This window comes from Campylobacter sp. BCW_4323 (assembly GCF_001763115.1).
In the GTDB taxonomy this organism is placed as follows: domain Bacteria; phylum Campylobacterota; class Campylobacteria; order Campylobacterales; family Campylobacteraceae; genus Campylobacter_D; species Campylobacter_D jejuni.
On sequence record NZ_MJYC01000039.1, the window covers coordinates 17,017 to 34,801 of the forward strand.

At 30.4% G+C, this 17,785-nt stretch carries 20 protein-coding genes; 4 read left to right on the forward strand and 16 right to left on the reverse strand.

Features of this window, described 5'->3' with window-relative positions:
- Position 1: 1 nt before the first annotated feature.
- The 8 genes from AJN60_RS02640 to AJN60_RS02675 all read right to left on the reverse strand — a co-directional run bounded on the left by AJN60_RS02640 (position 2) and on the right by AJN60_RS02675 (position 8,019).
- Positions 2–2,311, reverse strand: a complete 2,310-nt coding sequence (locus AJN60_RS02640) for a hybrid sensor histidine kinase/response regulator (RefSeq protein WP_070239954.1) — start codon at positions 2,309–2,311, stop codon at positions 2–4.
- Between the two features lie 3 nt (positions 2,312–2,314).
- On the reverse strand, positions 2,315–3,271 hold the full coding sequence (locus tag AJN60_RS02645) for a chemotaxis protein (protein ID WP_044793905.1): 957 nt from the start codon (positions 3,269–3,271) through the stop codon (positions 2,315–2,317).
- Positions 3,264–4,022, reverse strand: coding sequence for a UDP-2,3-diacylglucosamine diphosphatase (locus tag AJN60_RS02650; protein ID WP_323470666.1), 759 nt, complete (start codon positions 4,020–4,022; stop codon positions 3,264–3,266). The genes AJN60_RS02645 and AJN60_RS02650 overlap by 8 nt, the downstream gene beginning before the upstream one ends.
- 9 nt (positions 4,023–4,031) lie before the next feature.
- Complete coding sequence (gene greA / locus AJN60_RS02655) at positions 4,032–4,517, reverse strand: transcription elongation factor GreA (protein WP_002851733.1); 486 nt, start codon at positions 4,515–4,517, stop codon at positions 4,032–4,034.
- A gap of 11 nt (positions 4,518–4,528) precedes the next feature.
- Positions 4,529–5,623: a lipid-A-disaccharide synthase gene (gene lpxB / locus AJN60_RS02660; protein ID WP_070239956.1), complete on the reverse strand. Its 1,095-nt coding sequence runs from the start codon at positions 5,621–5,623 to the stop codon at positions 4,529–4,531.
- Positions 5,624–5,809: 186 nt separating this feature from the next.
- Entirely contained in the window at positions 5,810–6,382 is a 573-nt protein-coding gene (locus AJN60_RS02665; protein WP_044779556.1) for a cytochrome c oxidase subunit IV, read from the reverse strand.
- A 14-nt stretch (positions 6,383–6,396) separates the two neighbouring features.
- Positions 6,397–7,203 carry a cytolethal distending toxin subunit B family protein gene (locus AJN60_RS02670; protein ID WP_070285825.1) on the reverse strand — a complete coding sequence of 269 codons (807 nt, stop codon included), beginning with the start codon at positions 7,201–7,203 and terminating at the stop codon, positions 6,397–6,399.
- 15 nt (positions 7,204–7,218) lie between these two features.
- Entirely contained in the window at positions 7,219–8,019 is an 801-nt protein-coding gene (locus AJN60_RS02675) for an RICIN domain-containing protein (RefSeq protein ID WP_044779554.1), read from the reverse strand.
- Between the two features lie 480 nt (positions 8,020–8,499).
- Between AJN60_RS02675 and surE the strand changes: the two genes are divergently transcribed.
- From surE to AJN60_RS02690, 3 genes are read left to right on the forward strand one after another with little or no spacing between them, the layout of a single operon-like run.
- Positions 8,500–9,276, forward strand: a complete 777-nt coding sequence (surE, locus tag AJN60_RS02680; protein WP_070285826.1) for a 5'/3'-nucleotidase SurE — start codon at positions 8,500–8,502, stop codon at positions 9,274–9,276.
- On the forward strand, positions 9,266–9,931 hold the full coding sequence (locus AJN60_RS02685; protein ID WP_074470129.1) for a ThiF family adenylyltransferase: 666 nt from the start codon (positions 9,266–9,268) through the stop codon (positions 9,929–9,931). Before surE ends, AJN60_RS02685 begins: the two co-directional genes overlap by 11 nt.
- On the forward strand, positions 9,928–10,701 hold the full coding sequence (locus AJN60_RS02690; RefSeq protein ID WP_070233680.1) for an OXA-184 family class D beta-lactamase OXA-614: 774 nt from the start codon (positions 9,928–9,930) through the stop codon (positions 10,699–10,701). The genes AJN60_RS02685 and AJN60_RS02690 overlap by 4 nt, the downstream gene beginning before the upstream one ends.
- On the opposite strand, the gene AJN60_RS02695 is transcribed toward AJN60_RS02690, so the two are convergent.
- Genes AJN60_RS02695 through AJN60_RS02725 form a run of 7 tightly spaced genes read right to left on the reverse strand, consistent with a single transcriptional unit; the run spans position 10,657 to position 15,833 of the window.
- Positions 10,657–11,538 (reverse strand): sulfate/molybdate ABC transporter ATP-binding protein, encoded by an 882-nt coding sequence (locus tag AJN60_RS02695; RefSeq protein WP_070285827.1) that lies wholly within the window; start codon positions 11,536–11,538, stop codon positions 10,657–10,659. The two genes, AJN60_RS02690 and AJN60_RS02695, sit on opposite strands and share 45 nt — an antisense overlap.
- Complete coding sequence (gene modB / locus AJN60_RS02700; RefSeq protein WP_070285828.1) at positions 11,535–12,209, reverse strand: molybdate ABC transporter permease subunit; 675 nt, start codon at positions 12,207–12,209, stop codon at positions 11,535–11,537. Before modB ends, AJN60_RS02695 begins: the two co-directional genes overlap by 4 nt.
- Positions 12,202–12,603, reverse strand: a complete 402-nt coding sequence (locus tag AJN60_RS02705; RefSeq protein ID WP_070274989.1) for a TOBE domain-containing protein — start codon at positions 12,601–12,603, stop codon at positions 12,202–12,204. The genes modB and AJN60_RS02705 overlap by 8 nt, the downstream gene beginning before the upstream one ends.
- Positions 12,600–13,349, reverse strand: a complete 750-nt coding sequence (gene modA, locus AJN60_RS02710) for a molybdate ABC transporter substrate-binding protein (RefSeq protein ID WP_070285829.1) — start codon at positions 13,347–13,349, stop codon at positions 12,600–12,602. The genes AJN60_RS02705 and modA overlap by 4 nt, the downstream gene beginning before the upstream one ends.
- 50 nt (positions 13,350–13,399) lie before the next feature.
- Complete coding sequence (gene bioC, locus AJN60_RS02715) at positions 13,400–14,086, reverse strand: malonyl-ACP O-methyltransferase BioC (RefSeq protein WP_070285830.1); 687 nt, start codon at positions 14,084–14,086, stop codon at positions 13,400–13,402.
- Positions 14,083–14,694 (reverse strand): pimeloyl-ACP methyl esterase BioG family protein, encoded by a 612-nt coding sequence (locus AJN60_RS02720; protein ID WP_070285831.1) that lies wholly within the window; start codon positions 14,692–14,694, stop codon positions 14,083–14,085. The genes bioC and AJN60_RS02720 overlap by 4 nt, the downstream gene beginning before the upstream one ends.
- Positions 14,691–15,833: an aminotransferase class I/II-fold pyridoxal phosphate-dependent enzyme gene (locus AJN60_RS02725; RefSeq protein WP_070285832.1), complete on the reverse strand. Its 1,143-nt coding sequence runs from the start codon at positions 15,831–15,833 to the stop codon at positions 14,691–14,693. Before AJN60_RS02725 ends, AJN60_RS02720 begins: the two co-directional genes overlap by 4 nt.
- A gap of 67 nt (positions 15,834–15,900) precedes the next feature.
- On the opposite strand from AJN60_RS02725, the gene AJN60_RS02730 reads away from it, so the two are divergent.
- The gene (locus AJN60_RS02730; RefSeq protein ID WP_070285833.1) at positions 15,901–17,184 is read left to right on the forward strand and encodes an adenosylmethionine--8-amino-7-oxononanoate transaminase; all 1,284 of its coding nucleotides are present in this window, start codon (positions 15,901–15,903) and stop codon (positions 17,182–17,184) included.
- Here the strand turns inward: AJN60_RS02730 and AJN60_RS02735 are convergent.
- Positions 17,171–17,776 (reverse strand): dethiobiotin synthase, encoded by a 606-nt coding sequence (locus tag AJN60_RS02735; RefSeq protein ID WP_070285834.1) that lies wholly within the window; start codon positions 17,774–17,776, stop codon positions 17,171–17,173. The genes AJN60_RS02730 and AJN60_RS02735 overlap by 14 nt on opposite strands.
- Positions 17,777–17,785 lie beyond the last annotated feature (9 nt).

A 17,785-nucleotide genomic window follows, 5' to 3' on the forward strand; every position in this document is an offset into this window, starting at 1 on the left:
CTTATCCTAGTTTCAAATTTTTTCTAACCACATTTTCCAAGTATTCTGGAGAATAAGGTTTAGTGATATATTCAGTCATACCCACTTCAACACCTCTTAAGCGGTCAGTTTTACTTGTTCTTGAAGTAACTGCAATGAGTGGTAAGTTACGATATTTAGAATACTTTCTAATTTCACCAGCTAAGGTGTATCCATCCATTCTTGGCATTTCGATATCTATAAGCATTGCATCAATATCATGTTCGCCAGATTTTATAATATTCAATGCTTCAACACCATTGGTTGCTTCAACTAAACTAACTCCTAGTGGTTCTAAAGCTTTTTGCATTAAAGTTCTATCCATTTTAGAATCATCTACAATTAAGACTTTATAATCACTTGGTTGTTCTTTAGGTTTTTTCGCACTTGATTCTAATTGCGCTTTAATATCAACTTTAATTTCTTTGGCCATATCCATCATAGCACCTACATCGATGATTAATGTCACTCTACCATCACCACGGATTGTAGCTCCTGCTATACCTTGGATATTTTGTAAATAATCACCCATAGATTTAATAACTATTTCTTCTTGTCCTACAAGAGTATCTACTATAATACCAAGCTTGCTTTCTGCTACCCCTATAACAACGACATAAGTTTGATCACCGCTTTCAAGGACTTGTTTAACTCCAAATACATCTGAAAGTCTCACAAGAGAAAGCACTTCATCTCTTAAGCGTAATACATTTTTACCTTCGATAGTATAGATATCATCAATTGGTACTCTAACTGTTTCAAGAACGCTTGCAAGTGGAATTGCATAGAATTCCTCTTGAGTTCCTACAAGTAAAGATTGAATGATTGCCAAGGTAAGAGGAATTTTAAGTTTAAATGAACTTCCTTTACCTAACTCACTATCAATTTCAATTACCCCATTAAGTTTTTCGATGTTGGTTTTAACAACATCCATTCCTACACCACGACCTGAAACATTTGTTACTTTAGCCGCAGTTGAAAAACCAGGTTTGAAAATCAAAGCAAAAGCTTCTTTGTCTGTCATTTGATCTGCTTCTCTTTCGGTAATCAAATTTTTCTCTATAGCTTTTGCTTTTAAGCCATTTGGATCAAGTCCTTTACCATCATCTGTAATTTCTACAACGATGTGATTGCCTTCATTATAAGCTTTAAGTTGAACTATACCTTTTTCAGGTTTTCCATTCGCTGCACGAGTTGCTGGATCCTCAACACCATGGTCACATGAATTTCTAATCATATGCATGATAGGATCGCCAATTTCCTCTACAATAGATTTATCAAGTTCAGTTTCTTCACCTGTAATTTCAAGTTCTATTTGCTTTCCTAATTCACGACTCAAATCACGAACAACTCTTGGGAATTTATTGAAAACTTTTGCTATAGGTTGCATTCTTGTTTTCATTACAGCAAGCTGAACATCAGTTGTAATAATACTTAATTGACTTACAACCTGATTAAGTTCTTCAAGGAATTTTTCTCCTTCATAACGCTCTTCAACATCATCGTAAATTTTAAGTAAACGGTTTTTACCTAAAACAAGCTCCCCAATTAGATTCATTAAGTGATCTAATCTTTTTACCTCCACGCGTATGGTTTGATCCATACTGCTAGCATTGCTACCTGAAGCAGGAACTTTTTTCTCTCCACTTTCCGCAGGTTTATTTGCTGTATTGTTAGTCGGTTTATTTGCTGCATTTGTTGTTTGTTTCTTTTGTGCACGACGAGCTTGATCTTCAGCTTTTCTAACTTTTAAAAGTCTTTCTATTTCAGCTTCAACTTCAGAATCACTTAATTGATTAACATCTACTTCAGGTTCTGGAGTTGCTATTTCTTGTTTTGGTACTTCTGGTTCTACTTGTAGAGTAGATTTTTCATTTGAATCTTTTGCCGCAACAGGAGACTCTCCTTCTGAAATAGCTGTTAATCTTGCGCAAATTGGTTCTATATCCATACCAATAGCAGTATCGTTGCCATTGTCACGAATGGAATTAAGCAAAGTTTTCATTCTATCAATAGACTCTAAAACCACATCCATGATATCTGGAGTTATTTTTAACTCGCCATGTCTTGCTTTGTTTAAAACATCTTCCATGTGGTGAGTTAACTTTGTTAAAACATCAAAATTTAAGAAACTTGATGATCCTTTAACCGTATGTGCAACACGGAAAATTCTATTTAATAATTCTAAATCTTCTGGATTTGATTCAAGCTCTACTAAATCATGGTCGATTTGCTCAACAAGCTCAAAAGCTTCAACCAAAAAGTCTTCAAGTATTTCTTGCATATCTTCCATATTTTACCCCTGTTCTTGAGATTGATGTTTTTTAATAACCTTTGCAATTTCATTGAAGAAATCGCTAGCGTTAAATTTGACAAGATAGCCTTCTCCACCAGCTTCTTGAACACCTTTCTCATTCATAAATTCATTTGATAAAGACGAGTTAAAGACTATAGGAATATCTTTAAATCTTGGATCTTCTTTAATGCGTGCAGCAAAGTGGAAACCATCCATTTGTGGCATTTCGACATCGCTTACTATAATTTTTAAAGTATCATTTAAACTTTCACCATAAACTTGGCTTAATTCTTCTAATTTGTTTATGCCCTCTACGCCGTCCTTAGCTTCAACAACTTGAAAGCCCATCTGTTGCATCATTTCTTTGACGCGTTTTCTAGCAGTCATGCTGTCATCAAGTATAAGTGCCGTTCCAGTAAATTTTTCTATTTTTTCAAAATCTATATCTGTTTTTGGAGCGTAAATTCCTAAATCTTCAACAACACTTTCAAGATCTAAAATTAGCAACACTTCATCATTTTCGATGCGTGTTACACCTGTGATTTTACCTTTATCTAAAGCACCTGATCCTGTAGAAAAAGTTGCTGGTTCTATATCCTTCCAGTTTATTCTACGAATTCTTTTTGCTTCGTGAACTATAAAACCAATAAGAATATTGCTAAATTCAGTGATAATAACTCTAGGTTTTAGCATAGCGCTTTCTGGCTCAGTGATTTGCATCCATTTGGCAAGATTGACTACAGGTATAACCACTCCACGAAGATCAAAGATACCTTCGATGTAATCAGGTACACCTGGAAGTTCTGTAAGGCTTGGGATTTTTATAATTTCCCTTACCTTAGAAACATTTACACCATAAATTCCTTCATAGACTTTATCGTGTCCTTGCTTAAAGATACGGAAATCGACAAGCTCCATTTCATTTGAACCCGTTTTCACGATATTTTCATCAAACATTTTGACCCCTCAATTTCTGTTCTCGAAATTTGATTTCTTGCTGATATTCTACTACAAAAAAACTTCTCTTATATGCAAAACTAGCTAAGTTAAGATATTTAATGTTTTCTTTGTTGATTTGATGATTTTGATGATAGTGTCCTTCACATACCCAAAATCCTAAATTTTCATATCTTTCATATCTTTTTTTCGCTAAATTTTCAAAATCTTTTATTTGATAAAAAAGGTTTTTTTTGTTTTGATTTTGAAGAATTTTATTTGAAATAAAATTACGAGTAATAATATTTAAAAAATTCAAAAATATAAGTAAATAATGATTCCTTAATATTTTAAGAGTAAATTGTAAAAGAGGTGGTAAAAAAATATCTCCGTGAGCTAATTTTATAAAAGCGTTATTTAAAACAAGATTATTACCTTTACTTGTATGCAAATTGAGCTTTATGGGTTGCTTTTGTAAGTTAAAAATTTTTACCCTTTTAAAAAAACAAGAAAGATTAAAATCATGATTGCCTTCTAAGTAGATAATTTCAATCTTTAAGGCCAATTCTTCTAAAAGTTCTATGTAAGGTTTAGCAAATTCATGTGTAGCAGAGATTTCGCCTATAAGCAAATCGAAAATATCACCCATAAGTATGAGTTGAGAGGTGGAAATTTTACCTTTTTTTAAGGCTTGTAAAAATTCCCAAAACCCCCTTCTTTGTTTATTTTCATGAGCATCTGCGATTAAAATCGCTCCATTTTGTAGTAAAATTTTTTATCCTTAAAATTTCAAAGGCTCATAATTTATAGAAAGGATTTCAAATTCGCTCTCACCTTTTGGCAAACGCACTTTAAAATCATCTCCTTCTTTTTTCCCAAGCATAGCTTTTGCTATTGGAGATGCGATGGAAATATAGCCCTTATCTAAATCTCCTTCGCAAATTCCTACTAGAGTATATTTGCTTTCTTTTTCTGTATCCAAATCCATGATCACAACACTTGAGCCAAATTTCACACTATCATGTTCATAGCTTGAAGGATCGATCACTTGAGCTCTTGCTAGCAAGTCACTAAGCTCTGCTATACGACTTTCAATTAAAGCTTGTTTTTCTCTTGCAGCATGGTATTCTGCATTTTCTTTCAAATCCCCGTGACTTCTTGCTGTATCGATTTCTATTACAACAGCGGGACGTTGATTATCTTTCAAATCTTTTAATTCTGCGGCTAACTTATCATAGCCAAATTGACTCATTGGTTCTTTTTGCATAATTTATCCTTTTATATTTCACTTAGGATTTTTGCTAAATTTTTAGCACTTCCAAATTGTAAATATTCTTTTAGAAAATCAACTTTAGCAAAAAATGCCTTATAATCATATTTATTATAAGCTTCATATAAATTTAAAACATTGACTTTATCTTGTAAAAATTCAGGATTTAAAGCTTCTTTTCCAGCGAAATCACAAAAAATATTTGCAAGTCCTATGTGTTTTAATTTTACAAAAAGTTTTGCGATAAAAATATCGATAGCCTTTGCCTTGTAAGCAAGAACAAAAGGAGTTCCCACTAAAGCTGCTTCTAAAGTAGCCGTTCCACTACAAATAAAGGCAAAATCAGCTTTTTTAAGCACTTTTGGAGTGTTACTTTCTATTTTAAATTCACTAATATCACCATAAATTTCTAATTTTTCAAGATTAAATGGGGGAACACAAAGAATTTTTTCACCCTTAAATTTTTGAGAAAGTTCTTTAAAAATAGGCATCAAACGCCTAATTTCACTACGCCTTGAACCTGGTAAAAAGGCTATAGTTTTTTCATCATCTTTTTTTGAAAGTGTATGATTAATATCTTCTTTATTTTTAAATTCTTTTATCTCATCTAAAAGCGGATGGCCTACATAAGTGCTTTTGTTAAAAAACTGATTATCAAAGGGCAAAATAGAAGCTAAAATATCAAAATGACTTTCTATGATAGGTATGCGACCTTTTTTCCACGCCCAAACTTGAGGTAAAATATAATAAATGCGTGGAATTTTACTACCTGCTTTTTTTAAAGCCTTTGCAAAAGGTAAGTTAAAGGCAGGAGAATCTATACATAAAATCCCATCCATTTTTTGAGTAAAACTTAAATTTACAAGTTCTTTTACAGCTTTTTTTCCTTTAAAAATCAAAGGCAAAACTTCTATGAAACCCATGGCGCTAAATTCATGTGAGCTATAAAGCGGCCTAGAATTTAGATCAAATTCTTTACATAAGCTCTCATCATAAATCCCATGAATTTCAAATTTACCAAAGTCTTTTTTATAAGCTTTTAACACTTCTTTTAAATGCAAATTTGCTGAAGGTTCTAAGGCGCAAACTAAAAAGGTTTTCAAAAAAATTTCCTTATAAATATTTTAAATATTTTATCTTATTTTGGCTTAATTAAAAGAAGTTGTGGAAAAATACACGCTAAAAGTGTATATGAAGGTTTATTATTTTCTCCAGTAGTATTTTTTGCATCGATTTATTAAATATTTTAATTACTCACAAGCTTATTATTTTAGCTTGCTTGCAAGTAATTAATAAATAGGGGTTGCTTCTATAATAGCTGGGGTAAAAAACATTAATTCGTTTAAATCTAAAAATAAAGCTGGATCTAAAGTACATGGTTGTATACCAAAACGTTTTTCTATTGGAACATTTGGGTTGTAAAATATTTTCATACATTCTCTTCCACCTTCAACTAAAGATCTTATTTGAACTGCTGAGCTAGTTGTTGGCATAATAGAAAATATAGTTTCTAACTTTCCATCTTTTAAATCTTGTTTGCATGATTTCCCTCCAAAAAAACCACTTTCTAGTATTGCCAAACAAATATCATCATCGTTTGGATTTACAAATTGCACATAACCAAAGTGTAACAATTCTCCTAATTCATCTTTTTGTTTTAATTCATCGCTAAGTATAATTTCTCTTAAGATCCAATTTTGGTCTTTTAAATCTTCCGAAGTCTCTCTAAAAGGGCTTAAACTAATTCCTGTCTGTAAGGATCTAATAGCAAACATTGGTGTAAAATCAGATAAATCGCCAGGTTCTTCGATAGATTTAGATAAGCTTAATAAAACTAATATTAAAATAACAATTTTTTTCATAACAACACCTTATATTAAAAAAATTTTCTAAAATTCACAGGAAAATGATCTGAAGCTAAAAATGTTCTAAGTCCAGCAGCGGCTAGTATGGCTAGTATAGCTGGGGGAGTATATCTTCTGGTTGTATCAGAAATTCCTGTAATAGCGTAATCAAGAACACCACCACTTGCTTGAGTATAAGAAGCAGGAGAAACAAAATATATACGATCCCTTAATCCTCGATCTAATAAAGATGCTAATGAGCCTGGATTTCTATTAAAATCTCCCAAGATCATCCAATTAATTTGAGGCATGTTTCTAAAATGCATATCAACAGCAGTAACTATAGCACCTGCATCATTTCCTCCTCTTGCTAAAGCATGTGCGTTGAAAAATACATCATTGCCAATACGGATTCCTATGATAGGTCTTGAAGCAACGGTTGGAGGAGGTAATACAATTACTTCATCTGCCTGTCTTCTGCTTACTATTGCCATATTAACTCTATTTGCTCCTACATCAACTCTTGAATAATATATAAAAACTGAATTAGGACGAGATAAGGTTCCTAGATTCCATTCGTATTCATGGATAGGAATACCCACCCCAACAGGTTGAACTTGTCTTTGTGTCATTACTGCAGTGGATGGTAAAACACCTGCTTCTTGAATAGCTAAGACATCCATAGGATTGCTTCCCGTAACAAGTTGTCTAATACTAATATTCCATTTACTTTCTGTTGATGCTGAAGAACCTTGTAAATTCCATGTTCCAACATTATAATCTTCTAAAGAAGCAAAGCTTAAATTTATACTTAAAATGATTAATAATATTTTTTTCATAATTAACTCCAAAATTTATCTATAGGGACTATGAGTAGCATAAGTAGGCGGTGCTATATACCACTGTCTATCTAAATTTTTTTCTCCTGATTTTAAACAATCAGTAAGAAATATTTTATAATAACTAAAATCAAATTCTTTCATTACATCATTTATAGGTGTTTGAATGCATTTTTGAGTTGCGTAATTATAAATTTGATAAGCACCATTACTCATAGGAAATAATATCCAAAATTGAGCAAAATTGCTTTGATCACAAGGGTAATGGACAACCCCTTCGCCATAAGCATTGAGACATGTAAGCGTCTTAACGTTTTTAATCATAACTTTGTTTTGAGGAAATTCTATGATTTGCCAGACATTTGCATCGCCAAAAGGTATACTTGAATATAAAGTATAGCCCCATATCCAATTTCCCGGTCTTAAAGCCCATACAGTTAAAGCAGCTCCTGATGGACCCATTATGGTTACAAAATCACTAGGATATCCTCTATTTTCATATACAGATGCATCATTAAATTTTCCATTTGATTGTAATCTAGGCGAAGGTCCTTTAACAAAATCATTACCTTTAAAAGTATTTGTTTTTATTACAGGTGGTTCTAAAGGAACATCTTTTGGTATCAAATCTGAACCATCAACTAAAGCAGGAGTTTCTTGTTTGGCTGGTATTGTAGGTGTTTTTCCTATTTTAAGTGGATCGCTATCATGCAAATCACCGTAAGATCGTCCCAGAGGATTAAGCTCTTTAGAAGAGCATCCGATAAAAAATATCAATAATAAGCTTAATACTATCATAGAATGAAATTTTTGCATTTTTTCTCCTTAAGTGAATTAAGATTTCGATAAGTATAATAATATAATTTTAAAAATATATAAAAAATTATAATTTAAGATTAAATAGTTGTCTTCTGTAAAAGAATAAAATTTTAATTTTTTGGAAAAATTATAGTTATAAAAAAAATATATTAACATCAATAATGAAAATTAATTTTAATAATAAAAAAGTTTTTTTATTATTAAAATTTAAACTATGGAATTTTAAGTTTTTAAGAATAAAAATATAAATGAGTATGGAATTCAAAATATTTGAACACTAGAAGAGTTACGATTAAAATCGTGATTCTAAAGTGTAGATTGGACTAAATAATAAAAATTAAGTTAATTTTGAGTTAATTGTGAATTACTTTATTGAGTTGAGAATAAAAGAATTAATTATAAAGAACATTTCTATATAGCTTTATTTGTATTTATTCTTAAAGCTTTTTATGCTAAAATATCCAATAAGGAAAAGCAATGAAAGAAATTCTTATCACTAATGATGATGGCTATGAGAGCAAAGGACTTAAAAAACTCATTAAAATGTTAAAAAAAGAATTTAAAGCCAAGATCACCATAGTAGCTCCTGCTAGTGAAAAATCAGCTTGTTCACACTCCATAACCCTAACCAAACCTTTGCGTTTTGTTAAAGTAGGAAAAAGATTTTACAAGCTTGATGATGGCACTCCAGCAGATTGTATTTATCTTGCACTTCACGCACTTTATAAAACACGCTTGCCTGATCTTGTAATCAGTGGGATTAACAAAGGAGCAAACGTAGGTGAAGATATTACCTACTCAGGAACTTGTGCAGGAGCTATGGAGGCGGTTTTACAAGGAATTCCTGCTATCGCTCTTTCTCAATTTTATAAAAAAAGCGAAAAAGAACTAGACTATAAAAATGCTTTAAAAATTACCAAAAAAATCATTCAAAATATTTTTGATAAAGGTTTTCCTTTGGAAAAAAAAGAATTTTTAAATATCAATTTTCCTGCAAAATCAAAAATCAAAGGCATTAAAATTTGTAAAGCGGGCAAAAGGGTTTATAATTTTGAAGCCCACTCAAATGTCAATCCGAGAGGAGTTGAGTATTATTGGCTTGCAGCGGCGAATTTAGACTCTGAAGATGAGAAAAATAGCGATATTGCCTTGCTTAAAAAAGGCTACGCTACAATAACCCCTATAATGCTGGATCTTACAGCTTATAAAAGAATGAAAAAAGTTAAAAAATGGTTAAAGGCAAATGATGAATGATAGATTTACGCGTATAAAATGGCTCGTTGGAGAAGAAAAATTTCAAAAAATTTCACAAACAAAAGTTTTGGTTTGCGGACTTGGTGGAGTGGGTGGAATTTGCGTTGATGCGCTTTATCGTAGCGGTTTTAAAAACCTTACTTTAATCGATGCGGATAAATTTGAAATCACCAATCAAAATCGCCAAATTCATAGCGAAAATATAGGTGAAGAAAAAGCTAAAGTATTTGAAAGAATTTATAAGGCTAAAGGTATAGTTAGTAAAATCGATGAAGATTTTTTAGAAAAATTTGATTTAAGCGAGTTTGATCTTATCATAGATGCCATTGATGATATCCCTGCAAAAGTAGCTTTGGCTCATCTTATAGATTTTAAAAAACAAATTTTTATCTCTTCAACAGGTGGAGCTAGAAAGCTTGATCCAACACGCATTAAAACTACAAGTATTTTTAATACTCACGGCGATGCTTTAGCGAAAAAATTTCGTTATGAACTTAGAAAATCAGGCTTTAAGGGAAATTTTGATGTGGTATTTTCTGATGAAGAAGCACATTGTAAAGATTTAGGTTCTTTTATGGGTGTAACAGCTTCTTTTGGTTTGGCTTTAGCAAGTTTAGCAATGAGAAAAGTCTTATCAAAATATAAAGAGCAATGAGAAATTTTATTGTATTTATATTGTTTTTGAATATAGCCATTGGAGAGGATAAAATACTTGGTAATTTTTTTAAAGATTGTAATACAAGTGGGACTTTTATAGTCTTTGATGGAAAAAATTATGCAAGTAATGATTTTCAAAGAGCTAAACAAACCTTTTCTCCTGCTTCAACTTTTAAAATTTTTAATGCTTTAATTGCACTTGATAATGGTGTAGTTAGAGATACAAAGGAAATTTTCTATCATTATAAGGGTGAAAAAGTATTTTTGCCCTCTTGGAAACAAGATGCTAGTTTAAGCTCAGCCATAAAACGCTCTCAAGTGCCTGCTTTTAAAGAATTGGCAAGAAAAATAGGACTTAAAACCATGCAAGAAGGCTTAAATAAACTTTCTTATGGAAATACAAAAATTTCAAAAATCGATACCTTTTGGTTGGATAATTCTTTACAAATTTCTGCAAAAAATCAAGCTGATTTGCTTTTTAAACTTTCGCAAAATTCTTTACCTTTTTCCAAAAAAAGTCAAGAAGAAGTTAAAGAAATTATTCTTTTTAAGGAAGATAAAATCCAAAAAATTTATGCTAAAACAGGTTTTAATGATAATATCAATTTAGCTTGGATTGTTGGATTTGTAAAGACTGAAAACAAAATTTTATCTTTTGCTTTAAATGTTGATATAAAGGACATTAAAAATATTAAAATAAGGGAAGAATTATTAAATAAGTATTTAGCTAATTTTTCCAACAATAATAGGATTAAAAGCTTTTACTGAAAGTATGAGAGTATCGCCTATTTTTATATCTTGATAAGCTTTTAAAAATTCCTCTTCACTAAGAGTAATTTTAATAATGTCTTGATTTAAAAGCAAGGTTAAAACCACTAAAATATCACTTTTTTTAATTTCTAACAAAGTTGCACTCAAACGCAATTTTGCACTAATACTTGAATGAGTAAAAAATTCATTTTTAGGAAAATCCTTAATGATTTTTCCATTCCTAAGCTCTAAAATTCTATGACTTAACTTATAAATTTCAGCTAAATCATGACTTACCAATAAAGTACTTATCTTAAAATACTCTAAAATTTTAGCCAATTCATCTTGTAAATTGGCGCGCATTTTAAAATCCAAAGCACTCAAAGGCTCATCTAAAAGCAAAATTTTTGGTTCCCTTGCTAAAGCTCTTGCTAAAGCTACTCTTTGTGCTTGTCCTCCGCTTAAATGTTTAGGATAAATTTTAGCTAAATTTTCAAGTCTCATTAAGGCTAAAAGCTCGCTAATCTTTGCCTTAGAACTAGCGGCATAGGCGATGTTTTCTTTTACATTCATATTTGGAAAAAGCGCATAATCTTGAAAAACAAAACCAATTTTTCTTTTTTGCAAAGCTAAACTAAAATTTTTTGAAGAATCAAACCAAAGTTCATTATCTACTTCTATACGGCCTAATTTAGGCTTTATAAGTCCTGCTATGATTTTTAAAAGAGTGGTTTTTCCTGCTCCGCTTTCGCCAAAAAGTGCGGTAATTTTTCCTGATTCTATATCTTTTTTAAAATTTAAATCCAGCCTTCCTTTGGCGGTATTCATAGGATGATTGATATCAATTTTTATCATTGAAAACTCATTTTTTTATTGACAAAATAAAGACTAAAAAGCACCAAAAAAGAAAAAATAAACAATATAAAAGCATATTGATGTGCCAAGCTATAGTTTAAGATTTCAAGTTCATCGTAAATAGCTATACTAGCTACTAAAGTTTCACCTTGTTTATGTCCTCCTATCATCATCACGACTCCAAATTCACCCACAGTATGGGCAAAACTCATCGCACAAGCACTAAAAATTCCTGCTTTAGAATTAGGTAAAATCACTCTAAAAAGAGTATAAATTTTACTTTTACCTAAACTATAAGAAGCATCGAGCAAATTTGGATTGATCGATGAAAAGGAACTTTGCAAAGGATTTACCATAAAAGGCAAAGAAAAAATCAAAGAAGCAAAAACAAGACCTTCAAAACTAAAAACCAAAGAAAGATTAAAATATTCTTTTAAAACTTGCCCTAAAAAACTATTAGCCGAAAAAGTTACAAGCAAATAAAATCCCAAAACACTAGGAGGTAAAATCAAAGGCAAAGAAATAAAGCTTTGAAGGATTGTTTTAAAAGGAAAACGCACAAAACTTAACAAATAAGCTAAAAATACACCAATAAAAAAAAGAATAAAAGTCGTGATAAAAGCAAGTTTAAAAGTAAGATAAAGGGTTTGTAAAAAAGTTGAATCAAGCACTATGACTCCTTAATACAATATCATTTGCTTTTACAAAACAAAGCCATTCTTGATTTTCACAAAGTTCAAGTTCTAAGGCTTTTTCTTTGGTGATGATGCTAGAAAGCTCATTACCTTTAAAATCAAAAAATACCTGATACAAAAGTTCGCCTTTTTTAATTTTTGTAATTTTAGCCAAAAAAGAATTTTCAACACTTAAAAGAGTTTTACTTGTGCTAAAGCAAAGTTCATGTTCTTTAAAAAGAAGTTCTACACCCACACCAATTTTTAAATTTTCTAAAGATTTTAATTCAAGCATTAAAACACTAAAAATCACTTCTTTAGAAAGTATTTTAACAATAACTATATCCTCTTGATTTAAAAGCTCACAAATTTGTCCTTTTATAAGGTTCATGGTGTGCTAAATCCGTATTTTTTGAAAATTTCTTTTGCTTTTGAAGAGCCAATAAATTCGCTAAATTCAAAGGCTAATTTTTTATCCTTAGCGTATTTTGTGATAACATAACTTTGCTCTAAAGGGCTAAAATACTTTGCATCAATTATAACAGCCTTACCCTTAGGATGATTGATAGAAGAAACTAAAGAATAAGCTACTATAGCTATATCTGCATTTTTACTATCTACATGTAAAACAGGCACTGAGATATTTTCACCTAAAACGATTTTATCCTTAAAAAGCTCATTTAAATCCAAATTTTCAAGCACTTCTTTAGCCGCTACTCCATAAGGAGCTACTTTAGGATTGGCTATGCTTAGATGCGTGATTTTACCTGCCTTTTCTTTTAAATTTTCAACACCTCCTTGGAGTAAATTTTCATCCAAACTATACAAAGCCAAAACTCCTAAAACATAAACTTTTGGCTTTATTAAGGCATTTTTATCATCATAAATAGCCTTAGCATATTTAGTATCCGCTGAAAAAAAGAGATCAAATTCTCTTCCTTGTTTTAAAAGCTCATAATATTTTCCAGAAGCACCAAAAACCAATTCTATTTTATCTTCTGGATGTGTTTTCAAAAACTCATCTTTAACTTCACTCATCGCCTTTGAAGCTGAAGAAGCCACGAAAATGTTTAAATTTTGTGCATTTAAACACGAAACAAAAAACAAAATCCCAAAAAATACTATAAACTTTTTCATTTAGTTTTCCTTGTGTAAAAATTTAATTTTTGGATTATAACACAAAAAATTCATTTTATATCATTTTTGCATAAAATAAATACAGGATGATAAGTGAGTTTGTTTTGAAATTTTTCTTCAAATTCTTTTAAAAAACTTTTATTTAAAGGATAAAATCCTAAAGAATTTACACCGCTTAATTTTAAATGCCTAAAAACATCTAAAGCATTATCAAAGCTTAATTTTATGAGTTCTTGAGTAATTTTTACCTCATTAAAATAGACTTTAAAAATTTGCTCTAATTCATTTAAGCTAAAATATTTTAAACCAAAACCCGTGCTTTGCTTGATTTCTTTTAAATTTTGTTTTGCAAAAGTAGAAAGAAGTAAAATCCCATTTTGATTTAGCATATCTCTAAGACTTGGTATAATGCGTTTTAAATCAAGCCATTGCAAAGTTGCATTTGAAACGATAAGATCAAATTTCTCTTTACTTAAATCCTGTTTTGCAATTTCATTCATATCAAAAATTAAAATATTAGAATTTTCTTTAAAATCTAAAATATCGTTTTTTAAATACTCATCAAAAGTAATGAAATTTTGAAGTTTTTTGCTCAATTCACCCCTACCACAACCAAATTCAAACACTTTTTCAAAATGTGAAATTTTTAAATCTTTTAAAATTTCACAAAGTTTTAAACCCATGAAATCTTGCACTTTTGCATGTTTTTCATAATCTTTTGCTTTTAAAAAATTCAAATTTCATCCCAAGTTTTAAAATGAAAAAAAGCAAAATGCGGTTCATCTAAAAAAAACAAATTTTTAAAACTATTTTTCAAGGCATTTGGTGAAAAAATTTCATCTTCTTTGCTTGAATAAACCTTATCCCAAAGCCAATTTTCTTCTTGTTTTGTTAAAGCAAAGTCAAAAAGTTTTTCAAGCTCTATTTTCAAAGCTTTTTCATCTTTAAAAATAAAATCTTTGGCTAAGCTTTTGCGTTCTTTAAATAAAGCCTCTTTGAAATTTTCTAATTTAAAATTTTGCAGGGTTTTTTTAAAAATTGCAGGATGAATTCCTTTTGATTTATCTATGCCTAAATTTGTGCCATTTATGGCTATTTTTTGTTTAAAATTAAGCTCTTTTAAAAGTCTATTTGCCACACAAACCCCCATAGAAAAAGCGATTAAAAAAAGCTCATCAAAAGCTTTGAAATCAAAATTTAAATCAAATTTTTCATAATCATAAAATAAAATCACATTTTTATCGCTTTTTAAATGCGAAAAATGGCTAGGATGTGAAGCAAATCCCCCAAATATCACTATAAGTTTTTTTGAATCAGGATTTTTACATAAAAATTCATATTTCATAAAAGCTCTATTATCCTTTCAAGTTCTTCTGTGTTAAGTCCTGCGTGCAAAGAAAAACGAATTCTAGCTGTATTCTTTGGCACGGTAGGTTCTTTAATCGCAGGAGCAAAAAATCCAGCTTTTTGGAGTTTTTGTGAAATTTCTAAGGCTTTTTTATTTTCACCTAAAAGCAAGCAAATAATATAAGCATCACCTAAAACAGTGTGATTTTTTTCTTGCAATTTACTTTTAAAAAAAGTACTTAAAAGTTCTAATTTTTCTCTTTCTTTCTTAAAATAAGGCATTTTTTTAAAAATAAATTGTGTCCAAGCTACATTAATAGGTGGTAAAGCTGTAGAATAAATAAAAGCTCTAGCTTTGTTGATGAAAAATTTTTTATATTTTTCATCACATATTATACAAGCACCCATGGAAGCAATGGCTTTTCCAAAGGTAAAAACCAAAAAATCCACTTCATTTTCCAAGGCTAGTTTTTTAACAAGCCCCAAACCCTCTTCATCAAAACAACCCACGCTGTGTGCTTCGTCTATATAAAGCTTGATTTTATCATAACGCTTTTTAAGCTCACACAAAGTTTTAAAATCGCTAAAATCTCCATCCATACTAAACAAAGCTTCGCTTAAAACGATGATATTTTCATAATTTTCATAATGTTTTTGGATTAAACTCTCTAAATGATTCATATCTTTATGATGAAAACGAAAAAAATCAGCCCCGCCAAGTCTTAAGCCATCAATCATACTTGCATGAATAAATTTATCAGCTAAAAAAAGCATCTTAGAAACGCTAGAAAGTGCTGCTATACAAGAGATGTTTAGATGATAGCCACTATTAAAATGTAAAATTTCCTTATCTTTAAATTTAGTCTTTAAAAAACTTTCTAATTCTTCATAAATTTCAAAATTTCCACTCAAACTTCTTGAACTCGAACTTGAAAAAAATAAATTTTGCTCTTTTAGGGTGTTCAAAAACTCAGCTTTTAACTCTTTAGAAGACGCCAAATAAAGATAATCATTTCCTGCTAAATTTAAAAGTTTTTGATTTTGCTTATAAACAAATTTATTTTCATGTTTTAAAGGCGTTAGAGTTCTTAGATTGTGATTTTGCTCTAGATCTTGCAAAATTTTTTCAAGCTTCATTTTTTTCCTGTAAATTTAAAAATTTAAAGTATTATTTTGCCAAAATATTTTTAAAAAAGAAGTTATAATGCAAAATCAAATCTTAAAAAATCTCGATTTAAAACACATTTGGCATCCTTGCACACAAATGAAAGATCACGAAACCCTACCTTTAATCCCTATAAAAAAAGCAAAAGGCGTGTGGCTTTATGATTTTGATGATAAAGCTTATATGGATTGTGTGAGTTCTTGGTGGGTAAATCTTTTTGGTCATTGTAATGAAAAAATCGCAAATGCCATTAAAAAACAAGTTGATGAGCTTGAACATGTGATTTTAGCAGGTTTTACACATGAGCCTATCATCAAACTTTCGGCTAGGCTTTGTGAAAAAATGGGGCGTGATTTTAATAAATGTTTTTATGCGGATAATGGCTCAAGTGCCATTGAAGTAGCACTTAAGATGAGTTTTCATTATCTTTTAAATAAAGGTTTGAAAAAAAATAAATTTTTATCCCTAAGCAATTCCTATCATGGTGAAACCTTAGGGGCTTTAAGCGTGGGCGATGTTGCGCTATATAAAGATACTTACAAAGCCTTGCTTTTAGAGTGTTTAAGCACTCCTGTGCCACAAGGCAAAGACTATACTAAAGAGCTTGAAATTTTAAAAAATATTTTAGAAAAACATTCGAGTGAAATTTGTGCTTTTATTCTTGAACCCTTGGTGCAATGTGCGGGAAATATGCACATGTATGAAGTTGGTTTTATCGATGAAGCGATCAAGCTTTGCCATGCTTTTAATGTGCAAGTGATTTTTGATGAAATTGCAGTGGGTTTTGGACGCACAGGAACTTTGTTTGCCTTGCATCAATGCAAACAAAGCCCCGATTTTATCTGTCTTTCAAAGGGAATTACAGGAGGATTTATGCCTCTTTCTGTAGTGCTTACAAGAGATGAAATTTATAATGCTTTTTATGATACTTATGAAAGCCAAAAGGCTTTTTTACATTCTCATAGCTATACGGGAAATACCTTAGCTTGCGCGGCAGCTAATGCGGTTTTAGATATCTTTGAAAATGAAAATATTTTAGAAAAAAATCAAATTTTAAGCGCCTTTATCCAGCAAGAATTTTCAAAACTTAAAAAATTTGATTTTTTAGGAAATTTTAGAACTTGCGGAATGATTAGTGCTTTTGACATTTTAAGCCATAAACACGAACGCGTGGGACTTTTTGTATTTCAAAAAGCCTTAGAAAAAGGCTTACTTTTAAGACCTTTGGCAAATACGATTTATTTTATGCCTCCTTACATCATCACAAAAGAACAAATCGTTTATGTAGTAGAGAGTTTAGAACAAATTTTTAAGGAATTTTAAGTTGTAAAATTTCTTGCATTTGTTCTTTAAAATCTTTATTTAAAATACTATTTTCATCAAAAAAATCAAGATTGATTATAGGAATTTTTGCATAATTTTTTATAAAATCATCTTGCAAGGTATCTTTTTTGCCCATCATTATAAGGGCTAAAAGATTGATATTTCTTTGCTTTAAAGCTTCAATGCTAAGCAAGATATGATTAATGCTTCCAAGATAGTATTTTGCTACTAAAATCGTAGGGTGTTTAAAAATATTCATAAAATCAATCATAGTGTAATTTTCATCCATAGGAGAAAAAAGCCCACCCGCAAGCTCAATAAGTAGGCTCTTACTTTTTGGTAAAATGATATCTAGAGCTCTATAATCAAGCTTTTCTTTGATTTTTCCAAGATGAGGAGAAGCAGGAGTTTGTAAAAAAACACCCTCTTTAAAAATCTTTGTTTTTGGGCTAAATTTTGCAATAAACTCGCTATCTGTTGGAGTTCCTGCTTGAATGAGTTTAAAATAATCATAGTTAAAATTCGCACAAAAAGCTGCACTAAAATGTGTTTTTCCTACATCAGTATGTATTCCACTTACATAAATTTGCACAAAAAATCC

Bases quoted from the DNA above. Each gene is read 5' to 3' on its own strand.
- AJN60_RS02640 (WP_070239954.1), bottom strand. From the start codon at position 2,311: ATGGAAGATATGCAAGAAATACTTGAAGACTTTTTGGTTGAAGCTTTT.
- AJN60_RS02645 (WP_044793905.1), bottom strand. From the start codon at position 3,271: ATGTTTGATGAAAATATCGTGAAAACGGGTTCAAATGAAATGGAGCTT.
- greA (WP_002851733.1), bottom strand. From the start codon at position 4,517: ATGCAAAAAGAACCAATGAGTCAATTTGGCTATGATAAGTTAGCCGCA.
- AJN60_RS02665 (WP_044779556.1), bottom strand. From the start codon at position 6,382: ATGAAAAAAATTGTTATTTTAATATTAGTTTTATTAAGCTTATCTAAA.
- AJN60_RS02670 (WP_070285825.1), bottom strand. From the start codon at position 7,203: ATGAAAAAAATATTATTAATCATTTTAAGTATAAATTTAAGCTTTGCT.
- AJN60_RS02675 (WP_044779554.1), bottom strand. From the start codon at position 8,019: ATGCAAAAATTTCATTCTATGATAGTATTAAGCTTATTATTGATATTT.
- surE (WP_070285826.1), top strand. From the start codon at position 8,500: ATGAAAGAAATTCTTATCACTAATGATGATGGCTATGAGAGCAAAGGA.
- AJN60_RS02685 (WP_074470129.1), top strand. From the start codon at position 9,266: ATGATGAATGATAGATTTACGCGTATAAAATGGCTCGTTGGAGAAGAA.
- AJN60_RS02690 (WP_070233680.1), top strand. From the start codon at position 9,928: ATGAGAAATTTTATTGTATTTATATTGTTTTTGAATATAGCCATTGGA.
- AJN60_RS02695 (WP_070285827.1), bottom strand. From the start codon at position 11,538: ATGATAAAAATTGATATCAATCATCCTATGAATACCGCCAAAGGAAGG.
- AJN60_RS02705 (WP_070274989.1), bottom strand. From the start codon at position 12,603: ATGAACCTTATAAAAGGACAAATTTGTGAGCTTTTAAATCAAGAGGAT.
- modA (WP_070285829.1), bottom strand. From the start codon at position 13,349: ATGAAAAAGTTTATAGTATTTTTTGGGATTTTGTTTTTTGTTTCGTGT.
- AJN60_RS02720 (WP_070285831.1), bottom strand. From the start codon at position 14,694: ATGAAATATGAATTTTTATGTAAAAATCCTGATTCAAAAAAACTTATA.
- AJN60_RS02725 (WP_070285832.1), bottom strand. From the start codon at position 15,833: ATGAAGCTTGAAAAAATTTTGCAAGATCTAGAGCAAAATCACAATCTA.
- AJN60_RS02730 (WP_070285833.1), top strand. From the start codon at position 15,901: ATGCAAAATCAAATCTTAAAAAATCTCGATTTAAAACACATTTGGCAT.